22 protein-coding genes are annotated in these 18,892 nt (G+C 33.1%); all 22 read right to left on the minus strand.

Annotated features, from left to right (window positions below):
• Nucleotides 1–222 precede the first annotated feature (222 nt).
• Nucleotides 223–726 carry a DinB family protein gene (locus LKL37_RS11245; protein WP_431610664.1) on the minus strand — a complete coding sequence of 168 codons (504 nt, stop codon included), beginning with the start codon at nucleotides 724–726 and terminating at the stop codon, nucleotides 223–225.
• 33 nt (nucleotides 727–759) lie between these two features.
• Nucleotides 760–1,143, minus strand: a complete 384-nt coding sequence (locus LKL37_RS11250; protein ID WP_431610665.1) for a 5-carboxymethyl-2-hydroxymuconate Delta-isomerase — start codon at nucleotides 1,141–1,143, stop codon at nucleotides 760–762.
• Between the two features lie 132 nt (nucleotides 1,144–1,275).
• Entirely contained in the window at nucleotides 1,276–2,886 is a 1,611-nt protein-coding gene (locus LKL37_RS11255) for a serine hydrolase (protein WP_431610666.1), read from the minus strand.
• A 121-nt stretch (nucleotides 2,887–3,007) separates the two neighbouring features.
• Nucleotides 3,008–3,511 (minus strand): hypothetical protein, encoded by a 504-nt coding sequence (locus tag LKL37_RS11260; RefSeq protein WP_431610667.1) that lies wholly within the window; start codon nucleotides 3,509–3,511, stop codon nucleotides 3,008–3,010.
• 15 nt (nucleotides 3,512–3,526) lie between these two features.
• Nucleotides 3,527–4,042 (minus strand): hypothetical protein, encoded by a 516-nt coding sequence (locus tag LKL37_RS11265; protein WP_431610668.1) that lies wholly within the window; start codon nucleotides 4,040–4,042, stop codon nucleotides 3,527–3,529.
• A gap of 12 nt (nucleotides 4,043–4,054) precedes the next feature.
• Complete coding sequence (locus LKL37_RS11270; RefSeq protein ID WP_431610669.1) at nucleotides 4,055–4,363, minus strand: hypothetical protein; 309 nt, start codon at nucleotides 4,361–4,363, stop codon at nucleotides 4,055–4,057.
• An 84-nt stretch (nucleotides 4,364–4,447) separates the two neighbouring features.
• Nucleotides 4,448–4,987 carry a dihydrofolate reductase family protein gene (locus LKL37_RS11275; protein ID WP_431610670.1) on the minus strand — a complete coding sequence of 180 codons (540 nt, stop codon included), beginning with the start codon at nucleotides 4,985–4,987 and terminating at the stop codon, nucleotides 4,448–4,450.
• A gap of 22 nt (nucleotides 4,988–5,009) precedes the next feature.
• Nucleotides 5,010–5,576 (minus strand): hypothetical protein, encoded by a 567-nt coding sequence (locus tag LKL37_RS11280; RefSeq protein ID WP_431610671.1) that lies wholly within the window; start codon nucleotides 5,574–5,576, stop codon nucleotides 5,010–5,012.
• An 18-nt stretch (nucleotides 5,577–5,594) separates the two neighbouring features.
• A complete protein-coding gene (locus tag LKL37_RS11285; RefSeq protein WP_431610672.1) occupies nucleotides 5,595–6,170 on the minus strand; it encodes a hypothetical protein in 576 nt (191 codons plus the stop codon).
• Between the two features lie 37 nt (nucleotides 6,171–6,207).
• The gene (locus LKL37_RS11290) at nucleotides 6,208–6,867 is read right to left on the minus strand and encodes a DUF2461 domain-containing protein (RefSeq protein WP_431610673.1); all 660 of its coding nucleotides are present in this window, start codon (nucleotides 6,865–6,867) and stop codon (nucleotides 6,208–6,210) included.
• Between the two features lie 18 nt (nucleotides 6,868–6,885).
• Nucleotides 6,886–8,088 carry a hypothetical protein gene (locus tag LKL37_RS11295; protein ID WP_431610674.1) on the minus strand — a complete coding sequence of 401 codons (1,203 nt, stop codon included), beginning with the start codon at nucleotides 8,086–8,088 and terminating at the stop codon, nucleotides 6,886–6,888.
• Nucleotides 8,089–8,166: 78 nt separating this feature from the next.
• Nucleotides 8,167–9,261: a hypothetical protein gene (locus LKL37_RS11300; RefSeq protein ID WP_431610675.1), complete on the minus strand. Its 1,095-nt coding sequence runs from the start codon at nucleotides 9,259–9,261 to the stop codon at nucleotides 8,167–8,169.
• Nucleotides 9,262–9,542: 281 nt separating this feature from the next.
• A complete protein-coding gene (locus LKL37_RS11305; protein WP_431610676.1) occupies nucleotides 9,543–10,631 on the minus strand; it encodes a Kelch repeat-containing protein in 1,089 nt (362 codons plus the stop codon).
• Between the two features lie 563 nt (nucleotides 10,632–11,194).
• Nucleotides 11,195–11,737 (minus strand): hypothetical protein, encoded by a 543-nt coding sequence (locus LKL37_RS11310; protein ID WP_431610677.1) that lies wholly within the window; start codon nucleotides 11,735–11,737, stop codon nucleotides 11,195–11,197.
• A gap of 44 nt (nucleotides 11,738–11,781) precedes the next feature.
• A complete protein-coding gene (locus tag LKL37_RS11315) occupies nucleotides 11,782–12,189 on the minus strand; it encodes an XRE family transcriptional regulator (RefSeq protein WP_431610678.1) in 408 nt (135 codons plus the stop codon).
• A gap of 278 nt (nucleotides 12,190–12,467) precedes the next feature.
• Nucleotides 12,468–13,478 (minus strand): hypothetical protein, encoded by a 1,011-nt coding sequence (locus LKL37_RS11320; RefSeq protein ID WP_431610679.1) that lies wholly within the window; start codon nucleotides 13,476–13,478, stop codon nucleotides 12,468–12,470.
• 174 nt (nucleotides 13,479–13,652) lie between these two features.
• Nucleotides 13,653–14,324, minus strand: a complete 672-nt coding sequence (locus tag LKL37_RS11325) for an HNH endonuclease (RefSeq protein WP_431610680.1) — start codon at nucleotides 14,322–14,324, stop codon at nucleotides 13,653–13,655.
• Complete coding sequence (locus tag LKL37_RS11330) at nucleotides 14,302–15,738, minus strand: AAA family ATPase (protein ID WP_431610681.1); 1,437 nt, start codon at nucleotides 15,736–15,738, stop codon at nucleotides 14,302–14,304. Before LKL37_RS11330 ends, LKL37_RS11325 begins: the two co-directional genes overlap by 23 nt.
• A gap of 173 nt (nucleotides 15,739–15,911) precedes the next feature.
• Nucleotides 15,912–16,307, minus strand: coding sequence for a hypothetical protein (locus LKL37_RS11335; protein ID WP_431610682.1), 396 nt, complete (start codon nucleotides 16,305–16,307; stop codon nucleotides 15,912–15,914).
• A gap of 144 nt (nucleotides 16,308–16,451) precedes the next feature.
• Nucleotides 16,452–18,077 carry a chaperonin GroEL gene (gene groL / locus LKL37_RS11340; protein WP_431610683.1) on the minus strand — a complete coding sequence of 542 codons (1,626 nt, stop codon included), beginning with the start codon at nucleotides 18,075–18,077 and terminating at the stop codon, nucleotides 16,452–16,454.
• Between the two features lie 56 nt (nucleotides 18,078–18,133).
• Entirely contained in the window at nucleotides 18,134–18,493 is a 360-nt protein-coding gene (locus LKL37_RS11345; RefSeq protein WP_105702834.1) for a four helix bundle protein, read from the minus strand.
• A gap of 33 nt (nucleotides 18,494–18,526) precedes the next feature.
• Nucleotides 18,527–18,805 carry a co-chaperone GroES gene (locus tag LKL37_RS11350; RefSeq protein ID WP_034696138.1) on the minus strand — a complete coding sequence of 93 codons (279 nt, stop codon included), beginning with the start codon at nucleotides 18,803–18,805 and terminating at the stop codon, nucleotides 18,527–18,529.
• Nucleotides 18,806–18,892 lie beyond the last annotated feature (87 nt).

An 18,892-nucleotide genomic window follows, 5' to 3' on the forward strand; every position in this document is an offset into this window, starting at 1 on the left:
GTATTGAATTATAGTTGATTATGTGTATGTTTTTAATAGCTGAAAAACTTATCCATAGTTTATCCACAACGGTAAAATAGGATATGGAAAGTTATCCACAAATAGTTTAAGATGTGGATAACTGTATGTTTTTAATTTAAATAATTTAAAACCAGAAGATTAATTTAACATCGGTCGGTGTTATGGAATTCTATCTCAGACTTATCCACAAAATTGATGGTTTTATTGCTGATCTTTATAAATATTCCAGAAATTAAAATCCGTCATAGGGGCATCGGTGATTCCAATATTTCTTCCCATTGTTACGATTTGTCCTCTGTGGTAGGTTCCGTGAAGAATTGCATGCTGAATGTATTCGTACTTGGAAAAATCACACTGAAACCATTGGGATTCTATTTTTACATTTTTTGAAAGATCTTCTTCAGATAAGCTTTCCACATAATCTGCCAACATTTGTGAATTGTTTCTTATCGCATTGAAAACATCTTCTTTGTTGGTGGTTTCCGTAGTTTTTGTAAAATCAAAATCATTCTTTTCAGAAATGTGACTCCACCAGTATTCCTGGCTCTGCCAGATGTGGTGTAACGTTTTTAAAATAGTCGGAAAACTTGAAATCGTTTCCTGATTCAGCTGTTCGTCAGACTTTGTGGATAACCAGTCGATGTACTTATTAACTACCCAGTTGTTGTACTGTACGGTTTTGTTAACTAATTCTTTTAGGCTCATGATATTAATATTTATTGGGTTTGAAAAATGGTGTTATAATCCAAAATGCCGGTCTTTATTCGTATTCTCAGGATTGATGAGTGCTTTGTTGCTGTAAGTTGCTGCTTCGAAATCACTAATGTTTACAGAAAGAAAAGAAATGTCGGGTAGTAATTCTGAAAGTCTCATGCTAATCTGTTTGGAAAGATGGGCTTTTTGCTCAGTACTTCGCCCTTGCATAATATACCCGAACACATGCAGGAAATTTTTCTTACCTGTACCTAATCTGTAATATTGATAAGGCTGAAGCCTGACTTTAATATCATTGGGAGCAAACAGACCTGTTGTATTAGCTACGTTATAAACGGCTTCCATTAATTCATCAGGCGGTCTCTGCTGAAGAATATCCTGTGAACAATCTATAATAAAATGAGGCATAAATTATATTTTGTGTTTTGATTTTGTGTAAGTTAAAAATAATAAAAAATATCAATGGATGTTAAAAATAAAAACCGTTCTGTTTTCAGAACGGTTTGAAAACGTGTTTTTTTTACTTTGTAAATGCCGATTTTATGGATTTGATTTTTTGATACTGTATTGTGGTTTTACAATATTTGTCATATCGAGAACAATATCATAAAGACCATCTTCATTGATTGGGAAATCATAGGCAGCAAGGGCAATACTTTTACCATCGTTATTCAGCCCAAGGCTATATCCCCAATCATTATTAAGCCTGAATTTTAAATTGCCCTTATTCAGTTTATAACTTTTCAGGAAATAAATATTAGGGTTTTTAGGATCTGTCTGCAGCGGAATATCTTTCCCGTCCCAGCCGTTCGGAGTTGCATTTCCAATAATTCCCCAGGTAAGATTATTGGTATTTCTTTTTGCCGTTTTTACAGTTCCATCCCAGAAATGAATGACGAGGGTATTTATTTTTCCGTTTTGATCCGGTTGAAATGTACAGGTGAATTTTTCATCCAGCTGAAAATATGTTTTGCTTAATGGTAATAAAGCGTTTCTGGGATAGCCGCCTTCTTTGAAGATCAGTTTTCCATCAGCACTGTTTATATAAAAATTTGAGTTTTCAGTGGAATAAACACCTTCCAGTTTTTTTAAATCCGCTGCACTCACTTTTGCAATGGCTGGAATGTTATAAGGTTTATTGTACAGAATTTTTTCTGCCAGAGGAATAATAAAATCTGTATGTGATAATTCTGAATTTGACATTACTATAAGACAGATATCATCTTCCAATACCCTATAATATCTGCTTCTATAGCCAGGCCCGCCGCCGTCATGACCTACTCGTTTTTTGTCAAAACCAGTCGTGATCTGAAAACCTAATCCATAATGATCCTTAAGATAAGGTGTAAAAGCTTTTTCTATGATTTCTTTTTTCAGAATGGTGTAATTTTTAAGCGCTTCATTGAATTTAAAAAGATCTTCCACGGTAGAATACATGGCTCCTGCACCAAAAGGGTGATCTGTTTTAAAACGTAATGCTTCGTTAGACCCTTTATCAGATAAAAATTCATATCCCCATGCTTTGTTTTCATCAGTCACATTATTGAAATTGAAACCACTGTGATTCATCTTTAAAGGCTTCAGGATATTGTTTTCAATTACTTTATCATAACTCAGGCCTGTTACTTTCTTAATGATATAGCCGAGAATATAATATCCGGAATTGGAGTAATCCCAATCTTTACCAGGAGAAAAATTCAAAGGTTTTGCAGAAATATATTTTATAAATGTTCCCTCATCTACAGTATACTCAGAGTTTGTTTCATTGGGAATTCCTGATGTATGGGAAAGCAGATGGGCAATGGTTATGCTGTCGCCTTTCGGAAAATCAGGATAATATTTGGAGAGTTTGTCATTCAAAGATAATTTTCCCTGTTCTTCCAGTTGAAAAATAACGGTTGCAGTGAACATTTTTGTCATAGAGAATGCCCGGTAAATACTGTTATTGGTATTTTTCTCTTTTTTAGGAGCATTTCTGTAGCCGTAGCTTTTTTCAAAAATAATTTTTCCTTTTTCGGCAATCAGAACGGAACCACTTAGCAAGCCCGCTTTTTCATACGTTGAGAATAAGTGTTCCAGTTGTTTCGATTTCTGTGAAAAAAGAGGATGTACCGAAAGCAATACAGCAATACAGGTTAAAATAAATTTCATGTAATTTTTTTTAAATAAGACACTTTTAAGTGTTGTAATATTACATGGGATTTAAAAAATATTTATTTGAATTAAAATCTTTCGTTAATTATAAATTTAAGGATAAGGTATATCCTGTATTTTAATACCCCATTTTTTTTATTTCATCTACTATTTCACTGGCTTTGGTTTCGGTGATCCAGTCTACAATTCTTGTTTCGTTGCCGTTTTGTATAAGAACAACAGAATAGGTTGAGCCGCTCAGAGAAAAGTGGTAGCGGGTCCCAAATTTATACTTCTCTACCTGAAAATCTTTTACCATAATCTGCCCTATTTCTTTTTTTAGATAGATTCTGGGTTTTGTAAACAACTTGTTTTTATATCGGACTGTTATTTGTTCAGGTTCAATAGTGAGAATTGTTTTTCCAAAAGTATTCCATAGCCAGAAATATAAGAGAAGTATAAAAAAAGCTGCAAAAGGAGTGGCAGAGGAAAAAAAGTTTAAAACAGCATAAAACCCTTGCTCCTGAAGACTTGTAAGAGGAATAATAATCAGAATAATAAAAGAAAGCATCAATAAACCTAAACCCAATACAATGGTAACTGCCCAATTAGGCTTGTTCTTTATTTTAATAGTGATTGGCATTTGTAGAAGTATTTATTATACAGTTTTCCTTTCAAATAATAAGGTCTTCTTAAGCCCGAAATTGTTCATCCTAACCGTTGGTGAATCCAGTTCCCAGGTGGGAAGATTCTCTGAAAGCTGATCTTTTAATTTTACAATTCCAGGAGTTACTTTGTAATCAAATTCATAGCTTTTTTCAAGGGTGATGATTTCCAGTCCGGATTGTCTTTTATTAAAAGGAGAAGGAATAATAAATGAATACACTGAAACTATTTCATTCCATTTTATAAATTCGGTTACATTATTTTGTTTGAAGTAAAATCCATCGTTTGTGTATTGGAAGATTCCGTCAAACTTATGAAGATTGTCCATTTCTTTTTCAAATGACTCATAATCTTTTTCGTCAGGAGAATACAATTTTGCCACTGAAAATATAAGAACTACAAAACACAGGAAAATAATGGCAAATGAAATTTTTTCATCATCAAAAACGGGATAATAAAAAAGAGTAAGGACCAGAATCAGGCTGGCGGCTGCAATTATCTTTTTCATTGAAAATATTACTTATTTTTTTCTTCTTAGCTGAAATACATTTCCTTCAGGATCGGTCCCGTCACAAAGCCAGAAAGGGTAGTCCTGAAAAGTTTTGATGTCTCTCATCCGAACGTTTTTTGAAACCAGATCATTTTTTGCGTCTTTTATATCCATGTCAATATCAAAAACAATTTTGGTATTGTTGTCAAAAATGTGATCTGCTTCTATTTCTTCAAGATACTGATCTCCGATTTTGTGTAAACCAATATAGATACCTCCTGCATCAAGTAAAGCCCATACAGGATCTTCTTCAATTACTTTCAGATTAAAGTTTTCCACATAGAAAATTTTGAGTAACTGCACATCTTTTACATACAAAATAATCGTGCTGAGCCGAACATTCATATCTTCTAAATTTTTAGTTTAAACTTCATAAATAAGCTGTACGACACCGGATTTGAAGACATTGGTCTTGACCAATTTTAGATGTAATCTTTCTTTTAAATCTTCAAAAAGAGGTTTTCCTTTCCCCAGAGCAATCGGATGTACGGATATTCTGTAGGTGTCAATAAGATTGTGCTGAATAAAAGTTTTAATAAGACTTGCACCTCCATACAGCCAGATGTCCTTTCCTCCCTGATTTTTTATTTCTGAAACTTTATCCACAATGTCAGAACTGATAAAAACAGCATTTTCATCTTCTCTGTTTTGACTGGAAAAGACAAATTTATTTTTTGAATGAACTGCTTCCCAAAGTTTTTGTTCTTCCGGATCTGCATTGTCTTCCGGCTGATAATTTCCCCATGCATCATAGCTCACTCTTCCGTAAAAAATAGTGTCTATTCCTGAGAGAAATCCATCAAAATCCATATCATTATCCATAATGCACCAATCGGTTTCTCCGTTGGGTCCTTCAATAAATCCGTCTAAAGTAGCGGCCAAATCTAATATTACTTTTTTCATGTTTATATAATTATGCTGATGTTTATCTATCGCCTTGTTTTATAAAGTGTAAAGTTTGAATAACCTCTAGAAGTTCTGTCTGGCTTTGTTTCGATAGATTTGTCCCATATAGGTTGAAGCTTATTTTTCCTATTGATCCAGTCTTGAGGCTGTCTATATAAATTCCGGTCATTCCTTTTCCAGCTTTTTTAGGCTCTACTATTTTTGCCTTGTATCCATCAATTTTTTTATAGATTATTTTACTTTTAATAAAATCTTCTCTAGTGGCATTTTTATCAATAACAATAAATTCTGTTGTATCCGCATTTGGATTCACTGTTAGAAGTTCGTTGAAATCTTTTCTGCTAATAATCGTTACATCTTCTTCTAATGAATAGGAATAAGGTCCGTAATCGTAAAAAATGGAATCATTATTTTTTGTGACAATGATACCGGCATTGCTATCATAAGAATCCGAGTTTATTTTTTTCCAATCCTTGGGAGCCTGAATTGTAAAGCTGCCAAAGTTCAGTAATTTTGTTTTTTGTGAATTTTCATAACAGCTCAAGAGTATAAAAGAAGTGATAATGAATAAGAATATGTTTTTCATAGTTGGTTATCATTGTTTTTAAAACTTCAGCTTAATTTTTTGTACTTCTGTTGTGTTAGGTTGATCTATTTTGTTTGGCAAAACCCAATTTACATACAATTCTTTATTTTCAACAGATATACTGTCAATACAATAATGTGGAAAAATACTGGAGCATTTTTTCCAGTTTTCTCCCAGGAACTCTTTTTCTTTTCCAACAATATTTTCAGCGACTAATTGATAAGGGAGAGAATCGGTTTCATAAATAACAATACCATTTACCTTGTCATAAGCCATCGTATTTTCGTAAACCTTTATTTCATTACTGTTAAATGGTAAAATTAAATCGGTCCAGGTATCACTTCCATTAGAATGTCTAAGGCACATGTATTGATCATTGCTCCATTGTAAAGATGTTTTATCATCCAGATAATGGTTACTGATGGATTCTGAAGAACGGAAATTCTTTTTTCCATTTGTCCAGCTCAAAAAAGAAGTTGAATCTGTTGCTTTAACGATTCCAAATGTATGTTTCGGGTTGATGGTCTCATTCTTATTTGATGAATGACAAGCTGATATCAATAAATAAAAAGATACTAGAAGGAACAGTTTCATCAGGTTTTTAGTTTTGTATACTGTGTTAAATTAAATTTTAGTACAAAGGTTCTCCATTCATATCCGTGGTAAGAATTTCGCTCATATAATCAAAAAAAGGCCTCATGGCAAGCAAGGTTAGAATCGCTTCTTTTTGAAAACTGTCAGATAAAACTTCCTTATCAGTGAACTTTCTCATCACCAGGAATTGCTTTTTTCTGATTAAATCTATAGATGGATGATTTTTATCAAAACCCCTTGGTGCTGTTTTTACAGAATCTCCTTGAAGCTCTCCAAAATATTTTACAAAAGTTTCGTCCGAGATAATTTTTTCGATTTCTGTACTGCTGATTTCAAACTCTTTACGGATGCGGAGTAGATCTTTGGCCTCAGGACCCCAAAATCCACCGCCTACAAAACTGTTGCCCGGTTCCAGCTGAATATAATATCCACCTCTCAGCATTGGTTTCGAGCGGGAATATCCTACTCCGAAATTGGTTTTATATGGTGTTTGGTCTTTGGAAAAACGAACATCCTTGTAAATCCTGAAAATATGAATTCCTTTCAGTTGATCGTGCTCCTGAAGCTCATTATAAATATGTGTAAAAAGAATTTTGTTTTCTTTCACAATCTGATCAAATTCAGATTTATGTTTTGCAAACCATTCGCGATTGTTATTTTCTTTTAAGTGGGTGAGAAATTCAAATGCTTTTTTCATATGTCTTATTAAATGAGATTATGCTTTTGTCCATTGCAGCTCAATGTATTTCGTACATTGGTTTTTCATATCATCATATCCATCCAGTAAAATTGCCGAACCTCCTTCTTTTATTACTTCTTGTACTATTTTATACGTTTCTTGGGCTTCATCAAGGCCTAGTCCAACTAAATCAAAAATAATATTATTTGTATTTGAAAGAGTAGTATACAATGATAGTAACCGTCTTGGACTACCTGTAAGGGTATTGACTTTTATTTTTTTATTGATCCATTCCGTCTCATAAATTTTTTCGGTATAAAGACTAGCGGGATTTGCATTCTTCTTTAAATATTTTCCAACGGTCATAGGGTAAAAAATGTCTCTAAATTTCGATTCTTTGAAATGTTCAACAAAAGTCATTTTTTTATGGATGATAACATTTTCATGGTATGCCTTACCACAAAATAGATCCTTAAGAAACATTTCCGTTTCATAGAAGTGTGCTCCGTTGGAAAGATTTATAGTAATAATTTCTCCTGCATTTATTGTAAATGGAGGGACGTAAAACAGGTCTGTTTTTATTCCTTTGTTTTCTATGAGCATTTGGATGTTTTTTGTCCAGCCAAGCTTGTCAAATAATAGTTCTTCATATTCTTTGTTCCCTTTGATAACTTTAATAAGATCTTCAGCGTTGTCAGGGATATTATTTCCATATTTTATTTTGTTTCCATAGCGTAACTTATAGTGATAAAGCTCTATTAAATTTGAGGTTTGATCGGCTCTTTTTAAAATTGTATGATCCAGCTTATCTATATTGCTATTTTCATGGATTCGTAACCAATATACTAATTTTGAAATTCCTATCCGCTCAATAATGTTTACTTGATTGAATCTATCCGAAAGACTATCAACTACTTCCTTTGTTCCAAAGACTCTCAGGCAAGGTCTTAAGAATATTCTGTTGAAACTAGGATCTTTATAATGTATTGCTGTTATTAATAGAGTTTCAAATAATTCTCTGTTGAAGCTGTCGTATAAATAAAGCAAGTCAGCTACGAAATATTTGTCTGAAATTTCAATATCACTTTGGAGAAGATTTACTAATTCAACAGTTTGCTGTTCTGATAAATTTTGATTATTTGCTCTGAATTCAGTCAAGACTTCATTTTCCTTCTCATAATCAGGGGCAAAATAGTCTCCAATGATTTTATATTTTTCGAGAGCTTCTTTAATTTCCATATTGAATGTTTGGCAGTGTAAAGTGCTTAGTTTATTTGCTCAAAAACAAGAGTTATATATAATTTTGAATCAGAGACTCTATTTGACTCTGTTTAATGCTATAGCACTTTGATACCCATCTATGGCCTCAAAAACTTCATTCTGATTTTTTGGATCTTTCCAGCCTTTCTTAGCCAGTTCTGCTCTGATCTCTTCCTCCGATTTATTTTTTACCGCATAATAAAATGCAAAATCAACAACTTCTGCAGGAACTCTTTCAATAAGATATTTTGTAAGTGATGCAACTATTCTGAGGTAGGCAAAAATACCTGTTAGCCCAAGTTGTACAACCCAAATGATGATCCAGCCAAACCATCCGAAGTTAATTTTATTGATTGTAAACCCCTGCAAAAATGTTATTTGTATAAAATTCCAAAACCAGATTCTCTCAAGATTATTGGTATTCAGAATTATTTCATACTGAAAATATTCGTTTGACATATAAGTTAATATAATCATAACACCTAAAAGATACTGCAATTTGCTAAAGTCCGTATAATTTGAGAATTTAATTAAGTACTTCATCACAAAAACAAGAACGATTGCCACAAGAAATTCAAAAAGACCAATAAAGTACAATCCTTTTACTGAAAGAAATGCTACCAGAAATCCGGTAATTAAAGAAATGCAAACACCTCCTATAATTGGGAGTGTTATATTGGGTGTTCTTGTTTTTATTGGTTGTGGTAATGTTTCAGGGATTATATAGTCATCCCAGTTTTTTTTCTTTTCTACTTCCTTTTCAATTTCTTTTAATGCTTGTTTATCGAACGTTTTTAATGTTTCCTGATAGGCAAAAATAAATAGTTTAACTCTTTTAGAATTTTTTCCGTTATCCCATATTTCATTACCAAGAGATTCACTTTTTACAGAAATGGAACCGTTATTATAATGAGCGGTAATGATTTCTGTCCACTGATTGCTCATCCAACTTGTCTCTTTATATTTTGCTTCTATATTGTGATCATCTTTATAAACGACATCCCAGTTCAGTTTTTCGAATGTTTTTTCTGCGATGGCAATGAAAAGTGTTTCGTTGACAAGTGTTCTGAATTCCTCTTTATATTTAGGTGTAAAGCCAATGCTGTGTTTTCGGGATATTGTTTCTTCGTAGTTTCTAAAAATATCTTCCATTTGTAATTTTGAGGCCAAGGTTATTGGGGTAATTTTTTTTCGGAAATAAATTTAAATAAAAGATTCGAAGGTCATTCACTTATGATATCTGATTTTTTTTGCATAAGTCTATTTTTTAGAATCTCCTACTATCAATGTTTTTTTATTGTCCTGATTGGTTTTTTAAGCAAGATTATCCCTTTATCCAAAGGAAGAGAAGGGATCTCGCTATCCGAAGTCTCCCGGCTTCGGATTATGTATTTTATTTGCACAAAGTCTTCCGACTTTGCAAAGCAGTTGGATTACCTGAAAATTTTAATCTGCTGCAAAATGCCTTTCTCATCTTTAAAACTAAAAATATAATTTCCAGGTTGTACTCTGGACAGATCTATCGTTTTATTATAATAGGCAAAACCTTTGCTGATCTGCTTCCCATCTGTGGAGTAAACCGTGTATTCAAACTGATTGCTGTTATTTTTATTGCTGATGATAAAACCGTCTCTATGTGCATTGGTATAAACTTTTGTTTCCAACGCACGGTTTTCACTGGTTGTATTGGCGAGTATACTATCACTGATATCTGCTACCTGTATGCTTTTAATCGCTGATTTGGTTATAGACGTTGTACTTCCACCGATGATGTATAATTTATTGTTATAAACTTCCGCTGCAGCGTGTCTTCTGGGAATCATATTGGAAGATAACTGATGGAACTTATTGGTTGTAGTATCAAAATAGGCCAGAAAAGTCTGATTATTATAACCCCCTGCAATGAAAATCTTATCACCCGATACCGCTAATGAATGTCCGGATATCCCGGCAGGCATTGTATATTGATCGGTCCAGCTATTAGTGTTGATATCGTAAACATTGATCAGTCGGGATGAAGTACCATTAAAACCACCAATGACATATAGCTTATCATTCACAATTTTGCCCTTGGCTTCTCTGGCTGTAGGCATATTAGGTAACGGATACCATGTATCTGAAGCAATATCATAATACTGGAATCTGTTAGAAAATACAGTGGTTGCAGCCCCGTTGAGTCCACTGCCGCCGAACACATATATTTTTCCATTATGGATGGCAGAACCTGCATTTCCGGTATAGGAACGATTAACAGCTCCTTTTGTTACTTTATGGGTTTCAAGGTCTACAATTTCAAGATGGCTGTTACCCCAACCGTTAAAAATATAGATTTTATTATCGTAAGTCTCCGAATTAGCAAATTTTTTGGGACTCAGCGTAGCATTGAGAATACTCCACTTATTATCGGTAATATTATATTTCTCGATATAATTGGCGTTGCCACCACTTTCCAGATATCCATTGCTCACATAGATGTTATCATCCACAATGACACTGGTTATGGCACCTCTGCCCACAGACATATTAGCGAGACTTTTAAATTGAAGGGTTTGTGCATGGGTGAACAGTGAACACAAAAATGAAAGGAATAATAATTTTGTTTTCAATGGTATTAGTGTTTATTTTTTTTGATTTTCTTTAATTGAATAGGGTGGTTTAAAGATAAGAAAAAGTTGAAAAGAATTTTCTAAAAAACCTATTACTTCACTCGTGTTCTGTATTCCACTACCAGATGTAGCTACCCCCTTAGGTAAGGGGGTAGAGGGGGTTGCATAAGGGGGTAGAGACCGTTCCTAAAGGGGGTATACCCACTTACCCAAGGGGCTGGAGGTACTTATAGAAGGGGCTGGAGGAAGTATGGAAGGGGGTAGAGACCGTTCCTAAAGGGGGTATACCCACTTACCCAAGGGGCTGGAGGTACTTATAGAAGGGGCTGGAGGAAGTATGGAAGGGGGTAGAGCTGCTTTATTGTCAGAAATCTGATGACTTTGGATGATTTATGATCATAAGAAATCCGAAGACAATAGGCTTCGGATTTTATTTTTTTGCATAAAGGCGGGCTGCTTTTCAAAGCAGGCTTATATTTTTATTTCAAATAGACTTTTTCGAGAAGTTCCACTGATTCTGCTTCAGTTAATGGGATCTTTTTATCGGTATTATTGGTTAGATTAAATGAAATCAGATTGTTGTTTCTAACAGCATAGAGTAAATAGGAAGTCTGGTCCTTGTTATTATTCTGAGGCATGTTTTTTACAATAATTTTCCAGATGATATAATTTTTTTCTTCGTTTCGCTTTATTTCGGAAACTTCAGCTTTCACTCCATTGGAAGAGGCCCAGTAATCATATTCCCATTTGTAAAATGCATTCAGCAATTCTTTTTCTGTTAAGCCTTCTTTATAAAATTCAAATTTTTCAGGCTTTCTTACAGAAATTAATAAACTTATTTTTTCGTCTTTATTGCTTAAGTGAAATTGACCGGATTGTTTAAGTTGATTTTTATATTCCCATTTTCCGGGAATCTCAAATAATTCTCCATTGATTTGAAATGGAGTCTTCTTTTGTGCAAAAGAAGAGGTTGAAACCAGAAAAAGAATAAAGATGGAAAAAAGTTTAATGTTTAATTTCATTTTGAGTATAATTTTCTTGAACGGTGGGTTATTAGTTTTGTTTTTTATTTCTGAATCAACTGTTCCAGTCTGGCCATCATTTCATCTTTTTCTTTCAGCATTCTTTCGTACAGCGCAATTTTTTCTTCGTGTAGTTGCAAAACTTTATCTATAGGATGAAACGAAGGATTATTATTTATACCATTAAGTATAGAGCCATTATCAAATGTATTAGCAATAATATTAACTGCTTGTTCCTCATCCATATTCTCAATAGCTTCCATAGGAACTTTCAGAATCTGGGAAATCTTTTCTAAAATATCCTCTTCAATAGTTTCTTTTTGCTCCAAAAGCGAAACCTTCTTCTGGTTCCAGTCTTCACCAAGATCAAAAGCCAAAGCCTCCTGCTTGATGCCCAACATCTCCCGAAAACGCTTGATATTTCTCCCCTGATGTATTTTTTTGTTTTGCATATTTGTGTACGTTATAGAAACAAATATAAGTAAAAGTTGGGGGATAGGAAATGGGGGAGTGGGGGTATTTTAGATGGGGTGGGGATATAAAGAATCCGAAGTGAGAGACTTCGGATTTTGTTTTATTTAAATATTCTAACAGTATGATCTAAAGTTTATGCCACACGATACAATCGTGCGGTAGCGGGATAGACGGCTATCCGAGGTCTCCTGACTTTGGATTTTGTTTTTTTGAATGTGCAAAGTCGGGAGATTTTGCGGAGCGGGAGTGATTATTATTAAATATGTGTTGACTTCCATAGTTTAATTTCTTCTCTAATTTGGTCTAATTCGTCTTTGCTGTATTCGGCAATACAACCTTGACTTTCATAAAAGTCTATGCTTTCAGGCTTTATTAATATAGCTTCATACTCTCTATTTTCATAAGCTTTCAAGAGTTTTGTATGTGAAGTCATTTGAATAGCTCTGTTTGTTAGCTCATCAATATTTTCATTAGGGTTGTTTTTAATTAGTTCTGCTATTTTACTATTGACAGAATCAGTAAATTCTTGTGCATTATCATTTTCTTTAGCTTTAGATTCTTCAGTTGTTCGAATAATATATACTGCGGAAAGAGTATCTTTAAAGTTTCCTAAAGTTAGTTTTATGGAATTGTCCTTTTCCGTCATCGTTGCCCTAATTGTTTCAACAGAAAATAAATCTGAACTTGATGGGACAGAATCTGTAGAGGAATTCTTCCCTAAAAAGATGGGGTCGTTTTTATGATAAATATTTAGTAGAAATAAAGAAGCCATTGCTCGCAATAAATATCGAATATTTCCTTTATAAATTGTTTTATCATTTCTATTATGCTTTATTGCATTGTAAGCTGAATAGTAATCATCATATCCGTCTTTTGTATATTGAAAAGGAAAAAAATACTTATTCTTTTCATCTTTAAAATACATACTTAGACAAGACATAATTACTGCTTTTTGGTCTAAGTCCCAAGTATTGTGAAGATACTTCAATCTACATCCTGTTGTAATTGGTCTTTTGGAATCAACAGTTGGTGTTTTTTGAACATCTTTATCTTTTCCTCTTGTTAGTTCTTGAATTAGTGCTTCAATCTCTGTGCAACAACGAACTAATAAATCTCCAATTTTTACAGAATACGTTGGTGTTTTAATGTATTTTCCATCTACATCTTTAAGATAATCAAATTGAATATCATCAAAATTTATATTATAAGATAATTCTATAACTTCCTTTTCTAAATTTTTATAAACAGGCCAATATAAATTAATCATTAATTATTTTTTATATTTTAAAATTGTGGTAATGGGTAAGGTATTTTGTTTTCATTCGCAGATAATCCAAATTTATGCATTGTGCTAATGTTATTTTATTGAGGGCTCAAAGCTGAGAAACTTCGCAGAGCCGGAGGCTCTTACTTTGTTATAAATTAGGAATAAAAAGCAATTTTATTTTTGTATATATTTCTTTTCTAATATATCATTTAACATACTATCATATTTATTCAATGATTTTACTTCATTGACTATTAACAATCCGCTTCTCTTTTCAGTGTTATACACACTATCTAGTTCAAATAGCCTAATATAATTACGACCTTTTCTTGAATATCGTTTTGATTTAATAAGAACCATGCCTTCTTTTGAAACGAAACTTATATGCGAATTGATATTATCAAAATAAGGATGAATAATATTAAAGGTACATTTTGAGTAATTTGTATTAATTTTATTTATTGTGTCATATTCTTTCTTTAAGTCAAAATTACAATGATGGCATGCCAGAGCTAAATTTTGTGGTTCAAACATAAATTGAGGATGTGATTTATATCCTTTTGGTGCTATATGTTCCCTTTCTAAGGGGCCACAATGTTTTTCATGAAGTCCGCAATAAATGCAGTATGGACCTTGAATTTTTTCTAATTTAGCCTTAATTTTAGAAACAATTTCATCACGATCTTTCCTCATAATTTTACTTGTATTTTTTATAATTCCTTCCCATTCTCCTCCTGTTAATGGACAAAGCCCATTAATAGTCAACAATTCTTTTTTTAAATATTTGAATTCTTTACCTTCGAGGCTCTGAAAAAAGAAAGGCTTACTTTTCTTTATTCTGGACATACTTTTTAGCTTCTTTAATAATTTTATGTAAAGGATCCCCCGTTGTAAACTCAAACTTATTTATTTTGTCAATATACTTATTTATTTTACCATAGTCTTTTGATCTATTTGATATTAAGGAAAGTAAAGTTTTCAAATCATATTCAAAGAAATGATTTCTAACGGTTGCAACTCCAAAAACTTCATAAAGTATTGCCTCTGGAGACCAACCAAATGGAGTATATTCTTTTAAATCTACAGAAAACTTACCTTCAATATTATTTAGTACAACTACTGAGCTAAAATTTTCTTTCAAATCAGAAAGAATAAAATGTGAATGAGTAGCAATTAGAACGTGGCACCCAGTATAACCATTAAGGAACTTTTTTAATAATTCAATATATTTTAATTGCCATGAAGGATGTAAACTAATTTCAGGCTCATCTATGAATATTATTGAATTTGATTTTAATTCAGGAATTGCTCTGACAAAAGTCATTAATAAACCTATTTCTCCTGTGCTGGAATCTTGAATGTCAAATTGAAAGTCCCCTTTTTTTAAAAGAACAGATTCATATGTCAATAAATTTAATCTTCGTAATAAAGAAATAAATCTAAATTCAGTAAGAAATTTTTCATTCGAATTGTCAGAGTTATTCAAATTTATTTGAAAGAAAAAATCAGGTAATCTGTTATTGCTTTTGTCAGTAAAGATTTTATTATTGGATTTTATGAATTTTACAAAATTTTCTAAAAAATCTAAATCATTAGAATATTTTTCGAGAATTTTTGATTGTTGTCTATAAAAACCTTTGTTTGTTAAATCTTTAAGATATAATTGTAGTGACTCTGATGTTTTTGAATACTTTAAAAATTCAAAATATCTATGATGAGTTGATCCAAATGTCTTTCGTAGAGAAATGGAGATAAAAGGTTCTATCTTTAAAAAATTAAATAATTCTTTGGTTTTACTCAAAAACTGTTTATCATCTAAGTTTTCATTAAAGACATCCATTAAATCATTAATGATAGCTCTTTTGTGAGTGTTGATGCCTTGATTTCTAGCACCTACATAGGAGTAGTTATTATCGGATTTGACATTATGAGGAAACTTATCAAATAAGCTATTAGATATAGAGAGGAGGTGAAGGTCATCTATATTATCAGGAGCATTTTGATTGAGATTTGAAATATAATTTAGCTTATTGTTGTAAAGGTATTCTATTTTGAATATATTTTCTTTTACTTTAATTCTTGGATTAAGCTGTTGTCTCAAAATGTTTAAAATATTAACAAGTAATCTACTTTTTCCCGTAGCATTATTTCCAATTATAACTGTGAAAAAATTTTTTTCAATTTTGTCAACCACTTTTTTACTAATTGGAAAAGATACTTCTCCAATATTAATATTTAGTATTCTGAAGCCTTTAGACATATTGTTTTCCTAATTGATTAGTTTTGATTCCAGATTTACAAATAAAAATATGCAAAATATTTCTATTTGTAAATCTCTACGTTTTAAATATTAAAATAATTTACTAGTATTCCACCACCCTTTGGCATAGCTGGTTCAGCGCTCTTCACTTTAGCTATTTTTAGTGATAACTTTTAAATAATTCCTGTAGCAATTAAAGCACATAATGGTAGAGGGATACTACCATCAATATTAAAGATAACACTGCCCATTGAAGAACTCCCTTGTCTTATATTTTTTCCATCAAAGTTAAATAGAACTGTTCCCATAGAAGAGCTTCCTTGTCGAATATTCTTTCCATCAATATTATATAATGTTGTTCCCATAGATGAGCTCCCTTGACGGATATTTTTCCCATCCCAGTTATACAGGACAGTTCCCATAGATGAACTTCCACTTCTTATATTTTTTCCATCAAAATTTATAACAACAGTCCCCATTGAAGAGCTTCCTTGTCTTAAATTTTTACTATCCCAGTTAAATAAGACAGTTCCCATAGAAGAACTTCCATTTCTGATTTTTCCACTCATAATAATTGTTTTGTTAGATTTTTAAGTTAAAAGTGATTTACTAAATTAAAAAAATGTGAAAGAAATGCCTTACGGGAAACCATAAACAAAAAACCGCCCTACAAGTAGAGCGGTTAGTATATTAATTTGTCTTAGCTTACGCTACTACATCATTCCTGGCATTCCACCACCCATTGGCATAGCTGGTTCAGCGCTCTTCACTTCAGTGATAACACATTCAGTTGTAAGAAGCATTCCAGATACAGAAGCTGCGTTTTCAAGGGCAACTCTTGTTACTTTAGTTGGGTCAATGATTCCTGCTTCAAGCATGTGAACATACTCATCAGTTTTCGCATTATATCCGAAGTCTCCTGTTCCTTCTGCTACTTTAGCAACAATTACAGAACCTTCACCACCTGCGTTAGCAACGATTTGTCTTAATGGTTCTTCTATCGCTCTTTTCACGATTTTGATCCCTGTGTTTTCGTCAGAGTTAGCACCAGAAAGGCTGTCCAGAGATTTAATTGCTCTTACTAAAGCAACACCACCACCTGCAACGATACCTTCTTCTACAGCAGCTCTTGTAGCGTGTAGTGCATCATCTACTCTGTCTTTTTTCTCTTTCATTTCTACTTCAGAAGCAGCACCTACGTAAAGTACAGCAACACCACCAGCTAATTTAGCTAGTCTTTCCTGAAGTTTTTCTCTGTCGTAGTCAGAAGTTGTAGTTTCCATCTGAGCTTTGATCTGAGCTACTCTTCCTTTGATTTTCGCTTCATCACCACCACCGTTTACAACAGTTGTGTTGTCTTTGTCGATCGTTACTTTCTCAGCAGTTCCAAGCATATCTAAAGAGATGTTTTCCATAGTGAAACCTTGCTCTTCAGAAATCACCTGTCCACCTGTAAGGATAGCGATATCTTCTAACATTGCTTTTCTTCTGTCCCCGAATCCTGGAGCTTTTACAGCAGCAATTTTAAGAGAACCTCTTAGTTTGTTTACTACCAAAGTAGCTAAAGCTTCACCTTCAACTTCTTCAGAGATAATTAATAGAGACTTACCACCTTGTGCAATTGGCTCAAGAACTGGAAGCAATTCTTTCATTGAAGAGATTTTCTTCTCCACTAAAAGGATATATGGATTTTCTAGTTCAGCTAACATTTTCTCAGGGTTAGTCACGAAGTAAGGTGACTGGTATCCTCTGTCGAACTGCATACCTTCCACAACATCTACTGTTGTATCGATACCTTTAGCTTCTTCTACAGTGATTACTCCTTCTTTTCCAACTTTTCCGAAAGCCTCAGCGATCAAAGCACCGATCGTCTCGTCATTGTTAGCAGAAACTGAAGCAACTTGCTTTACCATTTCTGTAGAATCTCCAACAGTCTGAGACTGTGCTTTAAGGTTTTCAACAACTGCAGTTACTGCTTTGTCGATCCCTCTTTTAAGATCCATTGGGTTAGCACCAGCAGCTACGTTCTTAAGACCTTCTCTTACGATAGCCTGTGCCAATACAGTAGCGGTAGTAGTACCGTCTCCTGCGATATCATTAGTTTTGGACGCAACTTCTTTTACCATTTGCGCTCCCATATTTTCTACTCTGTCTTCAAGTTCGATTTCTTTTGCAACAGACACACCATCCTTAGTTACGTGTGGAGCACCGAAAGATTTTTCGATTACTACGTTTCTCCCTTTAGGACCTAAAGTTACTTTTACTGCATTAGCCAATGCATCTACCCCTCTCTTTAGAGCGTCTCTTGATTCAATATCGAATTTTATTTCTTTTGCCATAATTTTAAGCTTTGGGCTATAGGCTTTAAGCAATAAGCTTTTTTTACCTTTAGCAATTAATTATTATTTAATAATTTTTTTCTGAGTTGTATAAGTTTTTGTCTGATTAGATTCAGGGTCGCATTAAGTTTTGCTATTTTATCTTCAGAAGTAAATCCCAAATCACAAGAAAGTAAAAGAAGGTATTCCGTTTCGTTTGTGGAACCTATACTTATTTCTAAAAATCTTGCGAATTCTTTGTCTGTGGATCTTCCACAACCTTCTGCGATATTGGTAGGAATAGAAACTGCTGCTCTTCTTATTTGAGAAGTAAGACCAAAAAGCTCAGATTTAGGAAAATTTTCAGAAATAATATAAATTTCTTTTACCAGTTCATGAGAAATTTTCCAGGTATCATATTTTTTGTAGTCTCTCATTGCCTACTGCTTATAGCTTAATGCTTACTGCTTTTACCCAATAATTCCTAATAAATCAGCTTCTCTTACGATTAAGTAATCTTTACCTTCCAACTTCAATTCAGCACCTGAATATTTTCCATAAAGAACTTTATCACCTACCTGAACTGTTGTAGGCTCATCCTTTTTACCAGGACCTACTGCCACTACAGTACCTTCTTGCGGCTTTTCCTTTGCAGTGTCCGGGATAATGATTCCTGAAGCTGTTTTAGTTTCTGCTGCGATTGGCTCTACCAGAACTCTGTCTGCCAATGGTTTAAAGTTTACTGACATAATATATTTATTTTTTAATTATTTCTGTGTTGTAATTCCCTAAATGTATGCCATGAGATACTGATGGCTGAAATGGCAGACTTTTGT

Origin of the sequence: Chryseobacterium sp. 'Rf worker isolate 10', from assembly GCF_050753305.1 — a bacterium.
GTDB lineage: Bacteria > Bacteroidota > Bacteroidia > Flavobacteriales > Weeksellaceae > Chryseobacterium.